This window comes from Acidobacterium sp. S8 (assembly GCF_009765985.1).
In the GTDB taxonomy this organism is placed as follows: domain Bacteria; phylum Acidobacteriota; class Terriglobia; order Terriglobales; family Acidobacteriaceae; genus Alloacidobacterium.
This window is the reverse complement of record NZ_LMUM01000034.1, coordinates 153456-171206: the sequence shown is the minus strand read 5'-3', so window position 1 is coordinate 171206 and position 17751 is coordinate 153456. Positions and strand designations below refer to the sequence as shown.

At 56.5% G+C, this 17751-nt stretch carries 18 protein-coding genes, 1 tRNA gene and 1 pseudogene; 8 read left to right on the top strand and 12 right to left on the bottom strand.

All coding sequences use genetic code 11. From position 1 onward, the window contains the following. The first annotated feature begins 609 nt into the window (after positions 1-609). The 4 genes from rbfA to GSQ86_RS15980 all read left to right on the top strand — a co-directional run bounded on the left by rbfA (position 610) and on the right by GSQ86_RS15980 (position 4836). The gene (rbfA, locus tag GSQ86_RS15995) at positions 610-987 is read left to right on the top strand and encodes a 30S ribosome-binding factor RbfA (protein WP_158750939.1); all 378 of its coding nucleotides are present in this window, start codon (positions 610-612) and stop codon (positions 985-987) included. Positions 988-1028: 41 nt separating this feature from the next. Further along, entirely contained in the window at positions 1029-2006 is a 978-nt protein-coding gene (locus GSQ86_RS15990) for a bifunctional oligoribonuclease/PAP phosphatase NrnA (protein ID WP_158750938.1), read from the top strand. A 40-nt stretch (positions 2007-2046) separates the two neighbouring features. Continuing rightward, positions 2047-3792 carry an ArnT family glycosyltransferase gene (locus GSQ86_RS15985; RefSeq protein WP_371720666.1) on the top strand — a complete coding sequence of 582 codons (1746 nt, stop codon included), beginning with the start codon at positions 2047-2049 and terminating at the stop codon, positions 3790-3792. A gap of 75 nt (positions 3793-3867) precedes the next feature. Continuing rightward, positions 3868-4836, top strand: coding sequence for an N-acetyltransferase (locus GSQ86_RS15980; RefSeq protein WP_254062436.1), 969 nt, complete (start codon positions 3868-3870; stop codon positions 4834-4836). Positions 4837-4838: 2 nt separating this feature from the next. Here the strand turns inward: GSQ86_RS15980 and GSQ86_RS15975 are convergent, their stop codons facing one another. The 5 genes and pseudogenes from GSQ86_RS15975 to GSQ86_RS15960 all read right to left on the bottom strand — a co-directional run bounded on the left by GSQ86_RS15975 (position 4839) and on the right by GSQ86_RS15960 (position 7537). Next, complete coding sequence (locus tag GSQ86_RS15975) at positions 4839-5018, bottom strand: hypothetical protein (RefSeq protein WP_158750937.1); 180 nt, start codon at positions 5016-5018, stop codon at positions 4839-4841. Next, complete coding sequence (locus GSQ86_RS15970; protein ID WP_158750936.1) at positions 5012-5428, bottom strand: DUF6677 family protein; 417 nt, start codon at positions 5426-5428, stop codon at positions 5012-5014. The genes GSQ86_RS15975 and GSQ86_RS15970 overlap by 7 nt, the downstream gene beginning before the upstream one ends. 94 nt (positions 5429-5522) lie before the next feature. Beyond that, positions 5523-6377, bottom strand: a complete 855-nt coding sequence (locus GSQ86_RS15965; RefSeq protein WP_254062435.1) for a DNA topoisomerase IB — start codon at positions 6375-6377, stop codon at positions 5523-5525. Positions 6378-6386: 9 nt separating this feature from the next. After that, positions 6387-6580 (bottom strand): annotated as a pseudogene (locus tag GSQ86_RS24000) (hypothetical protein); the annotation flags it as partial. 138 nt (positions 6581-6718) lie between these two features. Beyond that, positions 6719-7537: a hypothetical protein gene (locus GSQ86_RS15960; RefSeq protein ID WP_158750935.1), complete on the bottom strand. Its 819-nt coding sequence runs from the start codon at positions 7535-7537 to the stop codon at positions 6719-6721. Between the two features lie 165 nt (positions 7538-7702). Here GSQ86_RS15960 and GSQ86_RS15955 point away from each other — a divergent pair. Further along, positions 7703-7778: transfer RNA gene (locus GSQ86_RS15955), tRNA-Lys, on the top strand. Positions 7779-7845: 67 nt separating this feature from the next. On the opposite strand, the gene GSQ86_RS15950 is transcribed toward GSQ86_RS15955, so the two are convergent. The 5 genes from GSQ86_RS15950 to GSQ86_RS15930 all read right to left on the bottom strand — a co-directional run bounded on the left by GSQ86_RS15950 (position 7846) and on the right by GSQ86_RS15930 (position 12564). Next, on the bottom strand, positions 7846-8892 hold the full coding sequence (locus tag GSQ86_RS15950) for a UDP-glucose--hexose-1-phosphate uridylyltransferase (protein ID WP_254062433.1): 1047 nt from the start codon (positions 8890-8892) through the stop codon (positions 7846-7848). Positions 8893-8961: 69 nt separating this feature from the next. Further along, entirely contained in the window at positions 8962-9273 is a 312-nt protein-coding gene (locus GSQ86_RS23995; protein WP_371720677.1) for a cytochrome c, read from the bottom strand. After that, positions 9273-10778 (bottom strand): pyrrolo-quinoline quinone, encoded by a 1506-nt coding sequence (locus GSQ86_RS15940; protein WP_158750932.1) that lies wholly within the window; start codon positions 10776-10778, stop codon positions 9273-9275. The genes GSQ86_RS23995 and GSQ86_RS15940 overlap by 1 nt, the downstream gene beginning before the upstream one ends. A 189-nt stretch (positions 10779-10967) precedes the next feature. After that, positions 10968-12161, bottom strand: coding sequence for an acetyl-CoA carboxylase biotin carboxylase subunit family protein (locus GSQ86_RS15935; protein ID WP_158750931.1), 1194 nt, complete (start codon positions 12159-12161; stop codon positions 10968-10970). Between the two features lie 22 nt (positions 12162-12183). After that, a complete protein-coding gene (locus GSQ86_RS15930) occupies positions 12184-12564 on the bottom strand; it encodes a hypothetical protein (protein WP_158750930.1) in 381 nt (126 codons plus the stop codon). A gap of 104 nt (positions 12565-12668) precedes the next feature. Between GSQ86_RS15930 and GSQ86_RS15925 the strand changes: the two genes are divergently transcribed. Continuing rightward, the gene (locus GSQ86_RS15925; RefSeq protein ID WP_158751530.1) at positions 12669-13271 is read left to right on the top strand and encodes a DUF4254 domain-containing protein; all 603 of its coding nucleotides are present in this window, start codon (positions 12669-12671) and stop codon (positions 13269-13271) included. On the opposite strand, the gene trxB is transcribed toward GSQ86_RS15925, so the two are convergent. Then, complete coding sequence (gene trxB, locus GSQ86_RS15920) at positions 13268-14203, bottom strand: thioredoxin-disulfide reductase (protein ID WP_158750929.1); 936 nt, start codon at positions 14201-14203, stop codon at positions 13268-13270. The two genes, GSQ86_RS15925 and trxB, sit on opposite strands and share 4 nt — an antisense overlap. Positions 14204-14291: 88 nt before the next feature. Between trxB and GSQ86_RS15915 the strand changes: the two genes are divergently transcribed. Beyond that, the gene (locus tag GSQ86_RS15915; protein ID WP_158750928.1) at positions 14292-14492 is read left to right on the top strand and encodes an allantoinase; all 201 of its coding nucleotides are present in this window, start codon (positions 14292-14294) and stop codon (positions 14490-14492) included. Between the two features lie 144 nt (positions 14493-14636). Then, complete coding sequence (locus tag GSQ86_RS15910) at positions 14637-17534, top strand: IPT/TIG domain-containing protein (protein ID WP_158750927.1); 2898 nt, start codon at positions 14637-14639, stop codon at positions 17532-17534. A gap of 29 nt (positions 17535-17563) precedes the next feature. Here the strand turns inward: GSQ86_RS15910 and GSQ86_RS15905 are convergent, their stop codons facing one another. Beyond that, the gene (locus GSQ86_RS15905) at positions 17564-17740 is read right to left on the bottom strand and encodes a hypothetical protein (RefSeq protein ID WP_158750926.1); all 177 of its coding nucleotides are present in this window, start codon (positions 17738-17740) and stop codon (positions 17564-17566) included. Positions 17741-17751: the final 11 nt, after the last annotated feature.

The following is a 17751-nucleotide window of genomic DNA, read 5'->3' as shown; positions in this document are numbered from 1 at the left end:
AACAGATTAAGGTGCGGAATGTAAACGCGAACATTCTAATCATCTAAAGTTGCCTTTGTCATGGAAAAGACGAATCCTGCGACGAAAGCCCATCAAAGCGGCGTCGTGTGTTTGCTGCGATTGTCCTAGCTATGCCTATGCTTCACTTTGCCGCCGGCGCTCATCCTTCTAACTGCTAGCTGTGAACCTCGTCGAAAAACATCCTGAAGTCTCGCAATATTGCGCGCATTTAGCCCAATGAACGGTCGGTAATTCCCGCTATTCCCGTGAAAAAGGAGCACTTCGGCTGACAACGGTAACTTGTTATTGGTTACGACAATTCCATTTTTGGAAACTAAATTGGTATATGCAACCGCTCTCACCCAAGGTAAAGTTCAGACATTGAGTAGCACTTGGGGGAGGGCTACTGAATTGTTAGCGCCTGTGGATCAATATCCACAGGCGTTTTACATTTTGGCCTCGATCCTTCGGGAGTCAGACTCATAACACTTCTTGTTTCAGCATGCCGGACCTTCGTTCCGGCTCCATTTCCAACCTTTTTGCTCACTTTTACGCGACCAGGGCCGTCTCGTCTGATATTCTCAATCGTTTAACCAAAGGAAGTAGAGAATGCCAGAACAACGGGCGCGTAAATATCATCAGGATCGCGTGGCGGAGACGCTGCGCGAGGAGATTGGAGCCATGATCGAGGGTGAGTTATCAGATCCTCGTATCAGTTTTGCCCATATCAGCCAAGTGGTGCTGAACCCGGGGGGAAAGTCGGCGTTGATTTATGTAGCCGTCGATGGCGGCCCGGAAGAAGAGGCAAAGACAGTAGAAGGATTGATGGCGGCACGGGGTTATATCCGGCGTGAATTGCTGGAACGGATGGGCGTGCGGCATGTGCCGGAGCTTACGTTTCACATAGACCGCTCAGAAAAAATGAAGACCCGAATCGATGAACTGCTGGGGCGCACGAAGAAGCGGCAGAAGAATGCCGTGGAGTAGTCATACGGGGGAGAAATTCCGATAGCAGCAAACTGAGAACCATGGGCGAGCGGCACAACATTCACGCAGTCTTACAAGCCATCGAAGCCGGTCAGCGTTTTCTGGTCAGCGCACATGCGCGCCCGGATGGCGACGCGGTGGGTTCGATGCTGGCCTGCTCGATGATTCTTGAACAGCTCGGCAAGCATGTGGAGATGGTTTCGTGCGATCGAGTGCCGCTGATCTACCGCTCACTTCCGTGTGCGTCTGCCATTCGCCAGGTCTCTCGCGTGGATGGCAACTACGATGCTGTCATTCTGCTCGAATGCGATGGCATCGAGAGGTCGCGGCTTCGCGGTCTGGAGGGACGCAAACTCATCAATATCGATCACCACGCCAGCGGCCGCACCTTCGGACAGGTGAATTGGATCGACACGGAAGCCTGCGCCGTCGCAGAGATGATTTATGAACTGGCCATGCTCGCAGGGGTTCATGTCACTCCGGAGATGGCTAACTGTCTTTATGCCGCTGTTCTGACAGATACGGGATCCTTCTGCTACGAGGGTATTGGCGCGCACACCTTTGACCTGGCGGCAGAGTTGGTGCGGCACGGAGCGCGATCGGCGGTCATCGCCAAAGACGTTTACTTTTCGCACCCGATGTCGAAGATGCTCCTGTTAGGTGCAGCGCTTTCCACCCTGCGGCGCGATGGACGTATTGCCTGGATGTGGGTCACGCATGAGGACATGCTTCGCACACATGCGGCAGAGGAAGACTGCGAGGGGCTGGCAAACTACGGCATTGGTATAGCTGGTGTGGACGTTGCCATCTTTCTGCGGGAGTTGAGTAACCATCGCGTCCGGCTCTCCATGCGAAGCAAAGGTGACGTGAATGTAGCGCGCATTGCCGAGCGATTTGGAGGCGGCGGACACCAGCACGCCAGCGGGTGCACGCTCGACGGTCCGCTTCCGGAAGCGGCGGAGATGATCGTGAATGTCGCGCGAAATACCCTGAGCGCCGCGGTTCATGAAGTCGCCTGACCGAATCTGATAGCCTTACTGCGGGAACCTTACGAAGAACGTGGCTATCTCCAAGAGCATCAAGGCGCTGCGCATCCATCCCACGACTGCTATGACGCGTTTCCCGTTCCTGGGAACGACGCTGGAAGCACTGACTCTTTTTCTCTTTACCGCTTTTTTTCTCTTTTATGGTCTCGTCCCCATCTTCGGCGGAGCGGGCATTGGCCTTGTAGGCGCTGACGAGCCGCGCTATGCCCAGATCGCTCGTGAGATGCTCAACCGGCACGACTATGTCACGCCAATTCTGTATGGCAAGCCGTGGCTGGAAAAGCCTGCTCTTTACTATTGGCGGGCCATGTTTGCCTTCCGGGAATTCGGTGTGCACGACTGGACGGCGCGCATCCCTTCGGCCAGTTTTGCCTTCGTTCTGGTCACGCTCATTTTCCTGCATATGCGGCGATTTCGCCCCGGGGGGCAGCTGGATGCGGCACTCCTGACTGCCTCTTGTGTCGGGATCCTGAGCTTTGCACGTGGCGCCTCTACCGACATGCAGCTGGCTGCTCCGTTCTGCATTGGCATGCTGGGCTGGTATGCCTGGTATGAGACGGACAGTAAATTCTGGCTCTTCGACCTGTACTTTTTTGTGGGTGCGGCGACGCTGGCCAAAGGGCCGGTTGCTCCGTTTCTTGCCATCGTAATCATTACTGTCTTTGCAGCGCTGCGTAAGGAGTGGTCGATCTTGCGGCGAAGCGTCTGGTGGCCGGGAATCATCCTGTATCTGGCGATGGTTCTGCCCTGGTTTATTGCGGTACAAAAGCGAAATCCGAACTTCTTACGCGTGTTTTTCCTCGAACATAACCTGGAGCGCTTTGCTACGAACCGGTTCGAGCATGATCAGCATTTCTGGTATTACATACCCGTCCTGCTGCTGAGTCTCATGCCGTGGGCGGTGATCGCTGTAGCTGCTCTGAACGACGCCATTCAGGGCTCCATCGCGGAATGGCGGGCCAGGCGAGCGAAGTTCCACTACATGGGCCATCAACGGACAGGCGACGCCTTTCCTGAATTTCTAGTGCTCTGGGCGTTGATTCCTGTTGTGTTCTTTTCGTTTTCGGAATCCAAGCTGCCGGGCTATATTCTGCCTTCGATTCCGCCGATTACCATTCTGACTGGCGACTACCTGAACCGCATGCGCGAGCGCGGCCTCAAACCATGGCTGCTGATTCTGCATGGGGTGCTGGCGGGCGGCCTTACCACTCTGGTCCTGTTACTGCCGCGGCTTATTCAACATTCGGATTCATGGCCGCCCACGAATGCGCTGGTTGCGGCCGGTACAACCGGATTTGCGGCTGCCATCTTCATCCTGATCACGGTAGGCCGCTTCGGCATTCAAAGGTTGCGGATCGCCACCATGATTCCGATCGTGATCCTGCTCCTCTTTCTCTACGGGATCGGGCCATTCTTCGGCTTCGGACAGATTGCCTCGACCAAAGGCACCGTCCAGCTGATTGATCTCACCTATTCGGCGAGGCCGCTTTATCGCATACTAAAGCAGATCGCTCCGCCCGATGACACGGTAGCTGTTTACAAGGTCCGTCGCGACATGGAATATGGACTTTCGTTTTACCGTGACCGGAAAGTGGTGAATTATGAAGAGGACGGCATTCCCCCGGAGCAGCACATTCTGGTAGCGCGTGAGTCTTATGTGGGTGAGTTGCGTCAAAAACTTACCGGAAGGCGATACGAGCCACTCTTCGTGTATCCTGCTCAGAACCTGGTCGTCTATGCAGTGACTGCTCGCGAGTAGTCAAAGTAAGTCTGGATTTTGGGTCCGGAAAGAGGCGAAATCTGATGTTCGCCCAGGGACACGTGTAAGCGGTGAATGATGAGTTCTGCATTGCAACTCGAGATCCTCGACCTTCGACACTTTTCTGCCAGCAGCCTGCGCCATGTGCTGGAAGAAGAGAGCCGCATGTGGAGCGAGCGTCTGCAATGGGATTACCGTTCCTCAGCTGACCTGCTGCTGCAATATCTCGACTCCCGCGTACTGCCCGGCTACGTTGCCGTCGAAAATGGCCGCATCTGCGGATATATTTTTTGCGTTTACGAAGACCATAAGGCCATTATTGGCGATGTCTTTTCGCTCTCCGGCGCGGCGGCCGACGTGGAAAGCCAATTGCTGGATCATCTGATCGAGCTGTTGCAGCATTCGCCCGGCATCAACCGCGTAGAATGCCAGCTCCTGCTCCATCCACATGGAGTACACGCAGAAATCTTTCGCCAGACCGGTTTCAAGCTGTTCCGCAGGCTCTTTATGGAGCTTGATCTGACGCAGTTTAAGCCCTCGGTCCAAGCCCGGGAGACTCCTCAGGGCTTCACCATTTATCCCTGGCGCGAATGCGACTTTCAGCCAGCAAGCTATTTGATAGCGGATGCCTACAACGGCCACCTGGACAGCTACATCAACGATCAATATCGCTCGGTCGCCGGCTCGCTGCGTTTTCTGCACAACATTGTCCGCTTTCCCGGCTGCGGCATTTTCGATCCCGCCGCATCACGTTCGGTCGTTCGCAGCGCGGATGCTTCTCTCGTCGGTGTTCTATTGTGCTCACGAGTGCGCGAAGAAGTGGGTCACGTTACGCAGGTTTGCGTTGCGCATGATCAGCGAGGAGCTGGTCTGGGACTTCGTTTAATCGAAGAATGTGCGGAGAATCTAAGTCGTCGCGGTTTTCGCGGACTCACGCTGACTGTCACCGAAGAAAACGCCAACGCGGTCGAGCTTTACCGGCGCATAGGCTTTGTCGAGAAGCACTCTTTCGATGCGATGGTGTGGGACCGTTCCTGGCACTGAGCTTATCGGCGAATAAGCCACATCACCCAGCTGGCCGCAATCACAATTCCCACGAACATGCTCCAGCAGTAAAGACCGTACCGGACCATGGCTTTGGGAGTGGTGCGCTGGGTGATGCCAAAGACAATCGAGGCAAATGTGGCGAAGACCAGGACCGAAGAAAAATGCGAGAGGGCTAGCATGCCGGCTTCCTGCCTATGCGAAGGTTATGCGCGTCGACCGCCGCGATAATATTCAGCAGCCCGGCGACAACAATGAACTTGGTCCCGTAGTCAGCGGTAGCGATCTGGACGGCGCCGTGGCCGAGACCGAGGAGGTGTCCAATCACATACAGCAGACCGCAGCCAAGATCGCCGGCGAAGCCGAGCATTTCCAGCATGTCCCCGGTATTGGCGGCGTAGAGTTTGCCCTGCATCATAATGCCGAGCACGAACAGAGATGTAATCGAGACAAAGAGTAAAGCGGCCCGTATCCAGTGCTTCGTAAGCACATGTCCTAGTCCCGGAACCAGCCAGCCAAGAACGAAGGCGACATATGGAATTCCCGGAGATTTTTCCTGTGGTTTCGCGCTTACCTGAACCTTCGACGCCATCTTATTGACTATAACAAACGACAGGCATTGAGATCTCAACCCGTCGACTGGCGCCACGTCACCCTACAATTTTCTCGGTTGCCGGACCGAAGTCTCAAGATGAGCCATTTCGCAGCAGGCGCATCAATGCAGCCTCTTCCTGGCGCAGCGCATGCGATCCATCTTCAGACTTACTGTGGCTTCGCTTTGCGCTGCGGCGCAAAACTCCCTTGAGATAGCTTTCCAGAATCGCAGGGTGAACATAGCACTTCCGACAGACGGAAGGCGTATTACCGAGTTGGCGGGCGACCTGCTTAATGGCCTGCACAATATTCTTTTTCGCTTCTGTATCTGAGGCAAATGCTTCGAACTCGCAAAGGGCCATACTGGCGAGCACGGTCCCAGCCCAGGTGCGAAAGTCCTTCGCCGTAAAATCCTGATTCGTAATCTCGCGCAGGTAATCATTTACGTCGGCCGAGTCTATCGTGTGGTTTTCTCCTTCTCGATCGACAAACTGAAAGAGCTCATAGCCGGGGAGATCCTGGCAGCGCTGAATAATTTTTGCCAGCCTGCGGTCATTGATATCGATGCTGTGGCGAATGCCACTCTTGCCCTCGAATTTGAAGGTGATGTTCGCGCCCTCTATTTCGACATGACGGTTTCGCATGGTGGTTAGCCCGTAGGAATGATTGGTACGCGCGTATTCCTCGTTGCCAACGCGAATGTATGTGGTCTCCATCAGCCGGACGATGGCGGCCAGCACCTTCTTTCGCGGTATTCCAGCGAGGCTAAGGTCTTGCTCTACCTGTTGACGAACGGTAGGCAGAACCGTGCCGAAAAGTATCATGCGCTCGTATTTGGTTTCATCGCGTATCGCACGCCAGCGAGGATGATATCTGCTCTGCTTCCTGCCCTTGGCATCACGTCCGGTTACCTGAAGATGTCCCTTGGGATTGGCGCAGATCCACACATCGGTCCATGCGGGGGAATCACGAGGGACTCGATACGGGCAAGCGTCTCGGCATCGCGCACTGGCTTGCCGTCTGGCCCGATGTAGCGGAACCCTTTGCCACGCCGCTTTCGCAGGATACCGGGTTGCGCATCCGTTACGTAACGAAGTCCGGCGTCTTTTGCTGATTGAACTGGATCGAAGGCTGTTGTCTGTAAATCCATCGCGGCGCCGATGATATTGGATGCAATCTCCCGATCATGCAGCCTGACCCGATGTCGCATTTTTGCGCGCCAGCAAGCCCAGCTCAGAATTATCCAAGCAATCAAATCATCCCGGCGGAGCGGGCTCGAAGAGTTCGTCTAGTGGCAGCGCTGCTGTTTTTCGTTTCGATAGAGACTGTTCTGCGGGTAGCGCGCTGACAATCCGCTGAGAAGATTGCACGCTTTTGCTGTGTCTTTGTCGCGTAATGCCGCCACCGCCAGCAGAAGCCGTGCAAAGGGCGCAAGCAGGTCGCCGTGTGCCGCAGTCAGCTCCAGGTCGCGCAGGCCAGCTTCCTTATCGGTCTGCACTCCGCCCAGCTGCAGCATCCAACGGACCGGCGCAGGCTTGATTCCGCTTAGATAATTTTCGATTCCGACGGCGAGGTAAGCGTCGTAAGCATCAGGTTTCTCCTTCAGCAGCTGTTCAGCAATTGCCCGGCTCTGCTTGGTATAGCTGATGGCGGCCAGATCGCGGCGTTCGATCAGCGCGGCGTAGTCAGACCGGAGCCCCAGCGCGAAGACCTTGGCAAATTGCGCATTGGAATCGTCAGGGTTGGCAGCCAAGGCCTTACTTGAGAGGTCATCTGTCGCGTTCAGCGCCTGATCGAACTTTGTTTTCATATTGGGATCAGGGGCTTCCTTCTTACGTGACTCATACCGGTTATCGTCGATAAAGAATTGCGACTGAAGCACGCCGAGCCGGTCGAATTCGGCAAAGAGGAAATCCGCCGCATGAGAAACCGGACCCATCGGGTCAGTGGGATGCGTTTTCTCCCAGGTATCAAAGCTTTGATGAGCTCCTGAGAAATCCAGATTGTATAAACGGTTGAACCCCTGCTGAATCGCCGTCTGCGCATGTGCAGGAACAACAGGCAGCAGCAAAAGCAGAATTCCGGGCAGGAAATGACGATTCCTCATTCTGAAGCGTAGGTTGTCTTCCTTCATCAAGGTTTCAGGTGCCCCTTCATGGTGAGATGCCGCGCCTGAAGCAACTCGCAACACAATCACCCTCGATAAGAATGACTGGTCTCATGCAAGGTGTTGTCACTTCTATGTTATTTTTGAAGTAGCGGAATTTTCCGTGAGCTCGTAGCTCAGTTGGTAGAGCAACGCCCTTTTAAGGCGTGGGTCCTGGGTTCGAATCCCAGCGAGCTCACCATGAAATCAATAAGATCAATGGTTTGCGGCTTGAATCATGACAATCTGACTTTGGTCGATCCGCTTTTTTATTTCTTTGTAAAATGAACCGCTGCAACAGAGCGCAGCCTATCAGCCGCGCTTTCCGGCGTGATATCCCGCTGCGGCATTCCCAACATTTCGAAACCCACCATGAATTTGCGCACCGTAGCCGAACGCAGCAACGGCGGATAATAATGCGCGTGGAAATGCCATTCACCATGCTCTTCGCCATCGCACGGCGTCTGGTGAAATCCCATTGTGTAAGGGAAGCTCGTCTCGAAAAGGTTGTCGTAGCGCGTCGTCGTCTGCTTGAGAATATTGGCCAGAGCGGCGCGCTGAGCATCCGAGAACTCGGCCATTGATCCAACGTGCTTTTTCGCCAGCACCAGCGTCTCAAACGGCCACACTGCCCACCACGGTACCACCGCCAGAAATTCGTCGTTCTCGCAAACGATACGTGTCTTCGCGTCCGTTTCCGTCTTGAGGTAATCGCAAAGCAGGCACGAGCCATGCTCGGCCTTATATGCTTTCTGTGACTCGGTTTCGAGGGCGGGCTCATCGGGAACATGCTCGGTCGCCCATATCTGGCAATGAGGATGCGGATTGCTCGCCCCCATCATGGCGCCGCGATTCTCGAAAATCTGCACATGACGGATCTCAGGATTTGCCGAGAGTTCCTTGTACTGTTCCACCCATGCGTTTACCACGCCGAGAATATCCTGCTCCTCCATGAGAGCGACGGTCAGGCTGTGGTCGGGATGAAAGCAGAGCACCCGGCAACGTCCACGTTCCTGCTCAGCGCGCAGCAGCTCCGGCATGCCAGATGTTTGAGGCGCGGGTGAGTCCGGCAGCAGCGCAGCGTAGTCATTATCGAAAATGAATACGTTTTCATAGTTGGGATTAAGATGTCCCCCTGCGCGCTCATTGCACGGGCACAGGTAACAGGTGGGATCGTAATGCACATCCGAAAATCCGGAAGACGGATTGACTTCTCCCTGCCACGGGCGCTGCGTGCGGTGCGGAGAAATCAGCACCCATTGCTGGCGCAACGGATTATAGCGGCGATGGGGAAACTGGTAAGCAGTATCGCTCACAGATACTTTCCTTTCGATGCGAAGTTCCTGCTCGTCCATTTTAGCTGTCCTGCTCCTTTGCTCTCTGGTTTATGGACAGCTCTTCAAATAAGCGATCAGATCGTCTACCTGGTCCGATGACAACCGGTTGCGAAACGGAGGCATAAAACGTCCTCCGTCTCGGATCGTCCGTTTTGTCTGACGGAGACTGGGCCGCGGACTTCTCTTGAAATATCCGTCGAGCACAGGAGCAGCTTTTACCTGGCCAGGTTGCGACGTGCGGCACCCGCCGCAATTCTTTCTGAAGAGCACAGCCCCGTTTTCCGCTGAAGGCTTGCGACACCCGGCGCACAATGCGATAACGGCAAGCGCGCAAATCGTTCGGTATTGTGACGAACGCATCATCGGTTTTTTACCGGAAGCAAACCATAGACATCGACTTCGCCTTTGGCGCCCACATAGACGTGCCCATTCACGATCGTCGGCATGTTAAATCGAAGCGCGCTGCCTGCCCGATCGCGAGCGGAATTTTGGTCAGTGTTGTAAAGTTCATGTCCGATGTTTGCCGCATCGCACGCGTGCAGAACCGCCGTTCTGCTCGGAGAATTCCAACCCTTTGAACTCACTACCCAGACAATTCCATTCCTGTCGCCATTCGCGGAAACCACAGGGGTGGCTGCATGGTCTGCGAATTTGAAACTGCTGGCTGCTTTCGGCATCAGCTTTCCATCCACTACCGCATAGTCGCGCAGCGCATCGCCGCTGCTCAGCACATAGACATGATGGTTCCAGTAAGCCATCGATCCATAAATTCCACCGACCGTTGGAATCGTCTGCACTGCCTGGGTATTGCCTGCCGCGCGATAGTGGCCGAGATGATCGCGGTCGAGCACGTAAATGAGCGGATCTTTGCCGCCAACAACGGCGAGGTGCGGATGCGGTCCGGGCTGGTCCGGCAGGAGCATCGGCCCGCCAGAGCCGAGATCACCATCATTCGCATCGAGTTCTTTCACGTTATAAGGAGCAAAGTAATCCACGGGCTTCAGAGTCTGCCCACTCAGTTTTAAGAATGTATCTCCATAATCGTAGGCCCCTCCGGCTGCGTCGAAAAGTCCGTTGCCGGTGGCGACATAAACATTGCCATCTTTATCTGCCGCAGGTCCTGTATCGCTCGCCCATATGCCGCTGTCATCCGCATCCGGTGAGGCATTCCATACGGCCTTCTGTTGCAGGGTATGGGCATCGTATGCCATGAGCCAGCCGTGATAAGGGCCGACATCACAGGAAGACGCCCAGGAGAGATAAACCGTGCCATTTGCAAGCAATAAGGCCGCCCGAGGATTCTCTCGCAATGGCTCGAAAGCCACATTGCCGCCCGAACTGCCGTTTCCCTGGCCATGCACCGTAGCGTGTATTTCCGTTGGGCCTCCAAATTTTTCTACTCCGGTTGTTACTGCCAGAGCGTGAAGTTTCTGGTGAAAATCGCGGGTAAGATAATGTGTCTGCTCGGTGCGGGCAAGCACATAGAGCGTGCCTGATTTCGCATCCATGACAGGAGTGGGTGTGATCCCCACTTCCGGCACAATAAATGGGCATTCCACTTCGCGTGCCGAAATCGTAGAGGCGCCGTCTTTGAGGAAGCTGACCTGCCACAGCGGCGTGGAGGGATTTCCGTAGGCATCGAATGCGTAGACACTGTCATGCTCCGTCGCAATGAATACGACATCATGCCGCCCTTTGCCCGGGATCTGCACGCCGGCCAGGAAGAGCGGCTGCGCGTATACGTCCCCGTCTACTTTCAGAGTAAAAAGCCTTCCAAACTGCTTTGGATTGACGTTTTGCGGCGTTAACCGGGTTTCATTGAGATAAGCCCCGGTCCGCGCATTGTCATATTGCGAAGTAGCCATCTGTGCTCGCCCAGCAGATGCGAGAACACAAACAACAATCCAAAAGCGATTGGACACTTTGCTTCCGATAAGCCTCATGTTCACCTCACGCAGAAAACTATCCGCCCGGCGATCTCTGAACACGAGCGAGAGCGGCATTATATAGTTTTCTACATAGGGGAGGAAACTTGCGTTGTTCCGGATCCGAGGTCAGGCGGTCGGCTTGTCGGGAACAGGCTGCACCGCGAGGTACATCTCGGCGAAGCGCATTCCATAGTCGTCCAGCAGCGTCTTCACGCGCTCGGGGTCTTCTGACCTCACAATGAGGCCTGCGTGGTGATGTTTCTTCATGCGGTAGACAATCTCCGGCGCATCGAAGGCGGAGACATCCGGATCGGCGGAACGGGCCAGGCACAGCACGCTCCCCGCATAATCCCGCAACTGGACCGGCGGCTTATACGCCTCTCCACGCACTGAGCACACTTCAATGCGCGCCCACTCCTCCCAGAGGTTCACGCCGGTAGCGAATTCCACCACGTCGGCGATAAAGGCCCCGCCGACACGCGCTGCCACCTCGAGAAAATAATATCTGCCGTCTCTCCCGCGAATGTACTCGGCATGCGTCACTCCCCGTACCATACCCAGTGCGGGAATCAGCCGCGCGTTCAGGGCAATAAGTTGCCGCGCGTCGTCGCCTGCGCGGTCCACGACCCGTGTCGTAAATACCCCACCCTCGTGCATTACCTGCATCGGAGGCTTGCCGTAGCGGCTGACCTCGGCGAACATCACTCGCCGCTCACTGGTAATCGCGTCGACATGATAAATATCGCCGGGGACAAACCGTTCCAGAAGATAGTAACTTTGCCGGTCGCCCAGTTCATCGAGCGTGCGCCACAGTTGTTCCGGTTCGTGAATTTTCCTGATGCCGATTGCTGACGCTTCGGCGCGTGGCTTCAAAACCCATGGCCCGGGCACGTTGTCCATGTAGACACGCAAATCGTCGTAGTTGAGCACCGGGGAAAACTCCGGCACCAGCACCCCGGCCCTTTGCGCCTCAAACCGCATGGCCAGTTTGTCTCGAAAATATGCCGTGGTCGTGCGGCCCATGCCGGGGATGCGCATATGCTCGCGCAGAGCGGCCACCGTTTCCATGTCAAACTCATCCAGCGCCACAAGGCGGTCGATCTTCCAGCCGCGAGCGACGTAGGTCACAGTGTGGATGATCTGTTCTAAGGAAAGATTGGCCGGCATGGTCACGAGCTCTTCCAAGATGTCACGCGGCCAATCGGCGTCTTTCAGCTTTTCGACTGTTAACAGCGCCACGCGGCAACCCATTGCCGCACACCGGCGCATAAACGCCTGCCCTTTTTCGTATGTCGAAATACAGAGAATTCGCTCGTTCATCGTCGAAATTCCATCTCGCCTGTCAGGCGGAATTTCGCGGTAGCGCGCGTGTCCGCCAGAATGCCATCACAAAGAAGAGACCCAGGATAATATCTGCCATTCCGAACATTTCCTTCGGTCCGATGCGTCCCTGCAAGTAAAGCACGACCAGCGTTGCGCCATAAAGAAACTTTTCCGCCATTGCCGGAATCATCATCGGGCAATACCGAACCGGATCCGAACCGATAAAGAAAAAGGCTAGCTGCCAAGCCAGTCCCACCCCAACGAACCCGTAATAGAAGCCGGGATGGGTCAAGGGTGGAGGCGTCTGCCTGCCCACTGTGTCATAGAGAAAATACATTGGCGTGAGAACCAGAAAGCCCCACGCGCCAGCAAGCCAGAATACGATTCGAGCAAATTTCATCAGTAGCCTCGCATCTGTTATGGACTGGCTCTACCATAAGGGCTGGCGCACCTCTGCGACAACAGCGAGGCCGCCTCGTTGCAACTATGCCTCAACCTGACTCCATGATCTTTTCAGCCGAAGAAATTGCCCGGCAGCATGACACTCTTACCGCACTGTGGCACGCGGAAGCGCCCGACGTCCCACTCTCGCCCTCAAGCGACTTCCTAGCAACCGTCTTCGCCCAGCATCTTGCGAATTTCGAGCTCTGGCACACCGAAGACAGGGCTCGCGCACCGCAGGCCACCGATCACGAATTGGCTGAAGTGAAGCGCGCCATCGATCGCATCAATCAGCGCCGCAATGATCTTGCCGAGCGCTGCGACATTTTATTGTTGGAGAATCTGCGGACCGCGAACCTGCCGAATCCGGAAGCCGAGCTGCACTCGGAAAGCCCTGGTCTTATAATCGACCGGCTCTCGATCCTCGCGCTGAAGCTTTTTCACACGGCAGAAGAAATCGAACGGCCCGGTGCTCCGGCGGGTCATGCCGAACGCAATCGTGAGCGCCTGGAAATCCTCACCATGCAGCGCAGCGATCTTGTTGGTTGTCTGGATCGCCTCTGGCAGCAGGTACTCGCTGGAGAACGCCGGTTCAAGCTCTACCGCCAGCTCAAAATGTACAACGATCCGGCGCTCAATCCAGTGGTATACAAATCCCGCACTTAACGGCCGTGCTCTTCGAGATACTTCTCAACTTCCAGCGCAGCCATGCAGCCTGAGCCGGCAGCGGTAATCGCCTGGCGATAACGGCGATCCTGCACATCGCCACAGGCATAGACGCCGGCGACCCTGGTGAAGACCGAATCATGCGTCTTGATATAGCCGTCCTCGTCGAGATCGATCTGGCCTTCGAACATCTTCGCGTTGGGAATATGGCCGATACCGAGAAAGAGTCCGCTGATAGGAAGGGTCGACTCTTCATTGGTCACAATATCGCGGATGCGAAGGCCGGATACTTCCTTCTGCTCGACGCCCAGTACTTCTTCGATAATGGTGTTTGCACGGAACTGGATCTTCGGGTGGGCAATCGCGCGGTCGAGCATGATGCGCGAAGCGCGGAACTGCTCACGACGGTGCAGCAGCGTCACCTTCTCTGCGAATCGCGTCAGGAAGAGAGCTTCTTCCATCGCCGAGTCGCCGCCGCCAACTACGGCAATCTCCCTGCCGGAAAAGAAAAATCCATCGCAGGTTGCGCAGGAGCTGACCCCGTGCCCAATCAACGCCTGTTCCGACGGCAGGCCCAGCCAACGCGCCGATGCACCGCTGGCAATGATCAGTGTTCGGGTATGGATCGTCTCGCTGCCGATCTTCAGCGCAAACGGGCGCTTCGACAGATCAGCCGAGGCCAGGTGCCCCATGCGGAACTCTGCGCCGAAGCGCGTCGCCTGCAGCTTCATGTTCTCAATGAGCTGCGGCCCTTGGATGCCCTCTGGCCAGCCGGGGAAATTCTCCACCAGAGTCGTAATCGAAAGCTGTCCTCCCGGCTCGTGGCCCTCAAGCACAAGCGGCTTCAGGTTGGCGCGGGCGGTATAAATGGCGGCGGTGAGTCCGGCGCAGCCGGAGCCAATAATAACGGTGTCGCGTATCGTGTCTGACATATGAACGGTCGAATTTGATTGTACCGTTTGACCGGTAGATGGTAGATGCCCGGTGCCCGGAAAAGATGCGCGGCGCTAATATACCCCTATGGCAAACCTGACTTTAGTCTATGGATTACGGCTCCTGCCCGCGGATGAAATCGAGCAGGTGAGCGACGCTCCCATTCAACTGAAAAACGGCAACTCAGCACGAGTGACGATGCACATCCTTGAGGGATCGCGGGAACAGATCGAGGCGCAGCTGCGCCAGAGTATCGACGCTTTCTTTGATTTCTTCCCCGAAATCTGACCGCGGAAAGCCTGTCAATCCAATTTTTTCGGGGCAATTCCCGTCTTGAAACCGCCTTATACGAGCCGTTCCAGACTGAAACCACCGTGCCGGTGACACCTCTTTTACGGCTAAAGTTTTCCTGCTTCATGGCCGAATAGAGCCATGCTTCGCAGCGGTTACAGGTTCTCGATCTGGCTTCTGGTTTTCTCTCTCGCACATCTCGCCTTTGCAGGCGGACCGCGGTGGGTTGCCGGCTCCAGTTACTTCAATTCTTCGGCGAAAGGCCAGCCGGTTCACTGGAAGAACGGAGCCATCTCGTATTACCTCGACCAGAACGCCCTTTCCTCTCTCGGGTATCACACCTACATGACCAGCTTCATCGCGCAATCAGCTGCCGTCTGGAACAGCGTGCCAACAGCAGGCGTCTCGATCACCAACGGCGGCAATCTCAACGAAGACGTGACCGGTTCCAACGTCATTGCGACTGCAAGCGGCATCACCATGCCCACCGATATTCAATCGACGGCTACCTCCAAACCGGTGGCAATCGTCTACGATGCCGACGGATCGGTGATCAATGCATTCTTTGGACAGGGCGCCAGCGATCCCGGCGACTGCCGCGACAACGGTGTCATGACGATCGTCGACAATGTTGGAACCGACGGCACCATCGCCCACGCCCTCATGCTGCTCAATGGCCTCTGCGCGCAGAACAACGGCCAGCTCGACATCATGCAGTATCAAATTGTGCGTGGTTTCGGCAGAATTCTCGGGCTCGACTGGTCGCAGGCGAACGAATCGATGTTCGCGGGCGATCAGATCACCGCAGATGGTATCGCAGGATGGCCCCTTATGCATCCGGTCGAATACGTCTGCAGCATCACCGGAATTCCCTGCACCACCAGCGGCCTGACTCTGCGCTATGACGATATCGCTTCGATCAGCCGGCTCTATACCGTCACCGCAGCCAACCAGAGCAGCTTTCCCGGCAAGAAGGTCACGGCAGCCGCCACCATCTCAGTGAAGGGAACAATCCACTTCAGCACCGGTCAAGGCATGCAGGGTGTCAATGTCGTGCTTAGTCCGCTCAAACCCGGAACCAGCACGCCCGATATCCGCTACACCGTCACTGCTGTGAGCGGCGCATTCTTTCAGGGCGCGGCTCCTGACCCGGTAAACGGAGCGAATGACAGTCAGGGAAATCCCTTCAACAAATACGGTAGCGATGATCAGACTCTCGAAGGCCAGTTCGATTTGAGCGGAGTTCCATTGCCGGTCGGCATGACCATCTCGGACTACCAGCTCAGTTTTGAAGCGATCAATCCGCTCTACTCCGCCGGGTATTCGGTAGGCCCCTACACACAGGGGCAGGTCAGCCCCTCAGGCACGATGCCGACGATCACACTGCACGGCCTGACTGCGGGAACTACCACCACTGAGGACGTGGTGATTCAGGATTCCGCCGACGAATCGTTCACCGGCAACGACGGCACGGAAACCGCCCCGGCGCGCATTCCGGCAGCGGGCGAGTGGACCGGCAGAATCACCAGCTACGGACACACAGGCTGGTTCGATTGGCCAGTGCGCCCGAATCGCGAGCTCACCGTTGAGGTGCAGGCTCTCGATCCCAATGGCCAGCCTGCACAGGACAAGGCGCGGCTCGTCCTCGGCGCCTGGAATGGAAGCGACGCAGCAGGCACATCGCCGGTGAGCGCCACGGTGCAGCCCTTCAACGGCGACCAGACCGGCCTGACGACTCTCTCCATTGCGACAGTGGCCCAGGGATCGCTGCGCCTTGGGGTCGCTGACAGCCGGGGTGATGGACGCCCCGACTATCTCTACCGCGGCCGCCTGCTGTACGCTGACAGCGTCACGCCGACGCGCCTTGCACTCAGCGGCGGCCCTATTACCATCCGCGGCGTAGGTTTTCGCGCAAATTCCATAGTCACCGTTCACGGAGTTGCCGCGGCCGTCACCAGCGTCACGCCCACTGAAATTACGGCGATTGCGCCTCCCGCAAATGGGGCCAATGGAGTAGTCCTGTTGACAGTCAGCGATCCCGCCACGCTCGCCGTCACCGCAATTCAGGACGGTCTCAGCTATGACGCGATGGGCGGCGATGCGCTCAGTATCGTCACGGCACCCTTCGGAACGATTCCAAGCGGCGTTCCCACCCCGTTCACAGTCAAAGCGCTCGCTCCGGATGTTCAGACCCCAGCCGCAGGCGTGAGCGTGACCTTCACCGTAAGCGAAGGAACCGCCGTTCTCGGCTGCGGCCAGCCAACCTGCAGTGTGATGTCGGGCGGTGACGGCATCGCGACCATGAATATCTCCGCGACTTCAACCGCTCTTGCCCAGGTCACGGCGTCATTGAGTGACGGCGCCAGTGTCATCACCGAATTCAGCGGCAGTGCGCCGCCTTCCATCGCGCCCCTTACGCCGGCACTCTATATTGCCATTGGAGCCACCGCATCCTGGTCCCCCCAGGTCGAGGTATTAAGCAACGGCGTTCCAGTTCCCGGCCAAAGCGTCGTCTGGACCGCTCCCAGCGCAGCCGCGCCGGCGTCAGCAACGAGTCTCACAGATCAGAACGGAATCGCAACAACGAGCCTGAACATCGGGCCGTTGGCAGAGGGCGCGGATACACCTCTGTATGCGTGTCTACCCGGCAACACTGTGTGCGCCACGTATCAGGTCTACAGCGTCCATGCGGAGGTGGCGGCACTCGTCGCTGTCAGCGGCGCAGGGCAGACCCTGGCTGCGAGCGCGACTCCAGCCCCGGTGGTTTTACGGGTCACGGATGCGGTCGGCCATCCCATGGCGGGAGGCGTTGTGACCTTCTATGAAACTCTGTGGCAATGGACTTCAGACTGTCCCCCACAGGGAAGATGCCCGGCGGCCCCACAGCTTGCTTCGCAGTCGGTCCAGGCAACATCCGGCTCAGACGGCCTGGTGACCTTGTTTCCGCTCAGCGGCAACGGTCAGCCCACGCGATTGGGCGTCACCGCTGTAACCGGAAATGTGGCAGTTCTGAACTTTGAAATTGATCAACATCCCTGAACCCTGACCGGCGATGTGTATGATTCCGTTCACGGCTCCTGAGCCCTGAAGTCGACCAGTGCTTTTTCGGCCTGGGCACGGCGTTCCTTGGCCTCATTCACTTCGGAGCTTTCAGGATCGTGCGTTGAGGAAACTTGCGTCAGTTCCTCGAGCGCCTTTTCAACGTTGGCTTTTAGCTGCTTGAATTGCTCTTCCCGATCGCTCATGTTTTCATCTC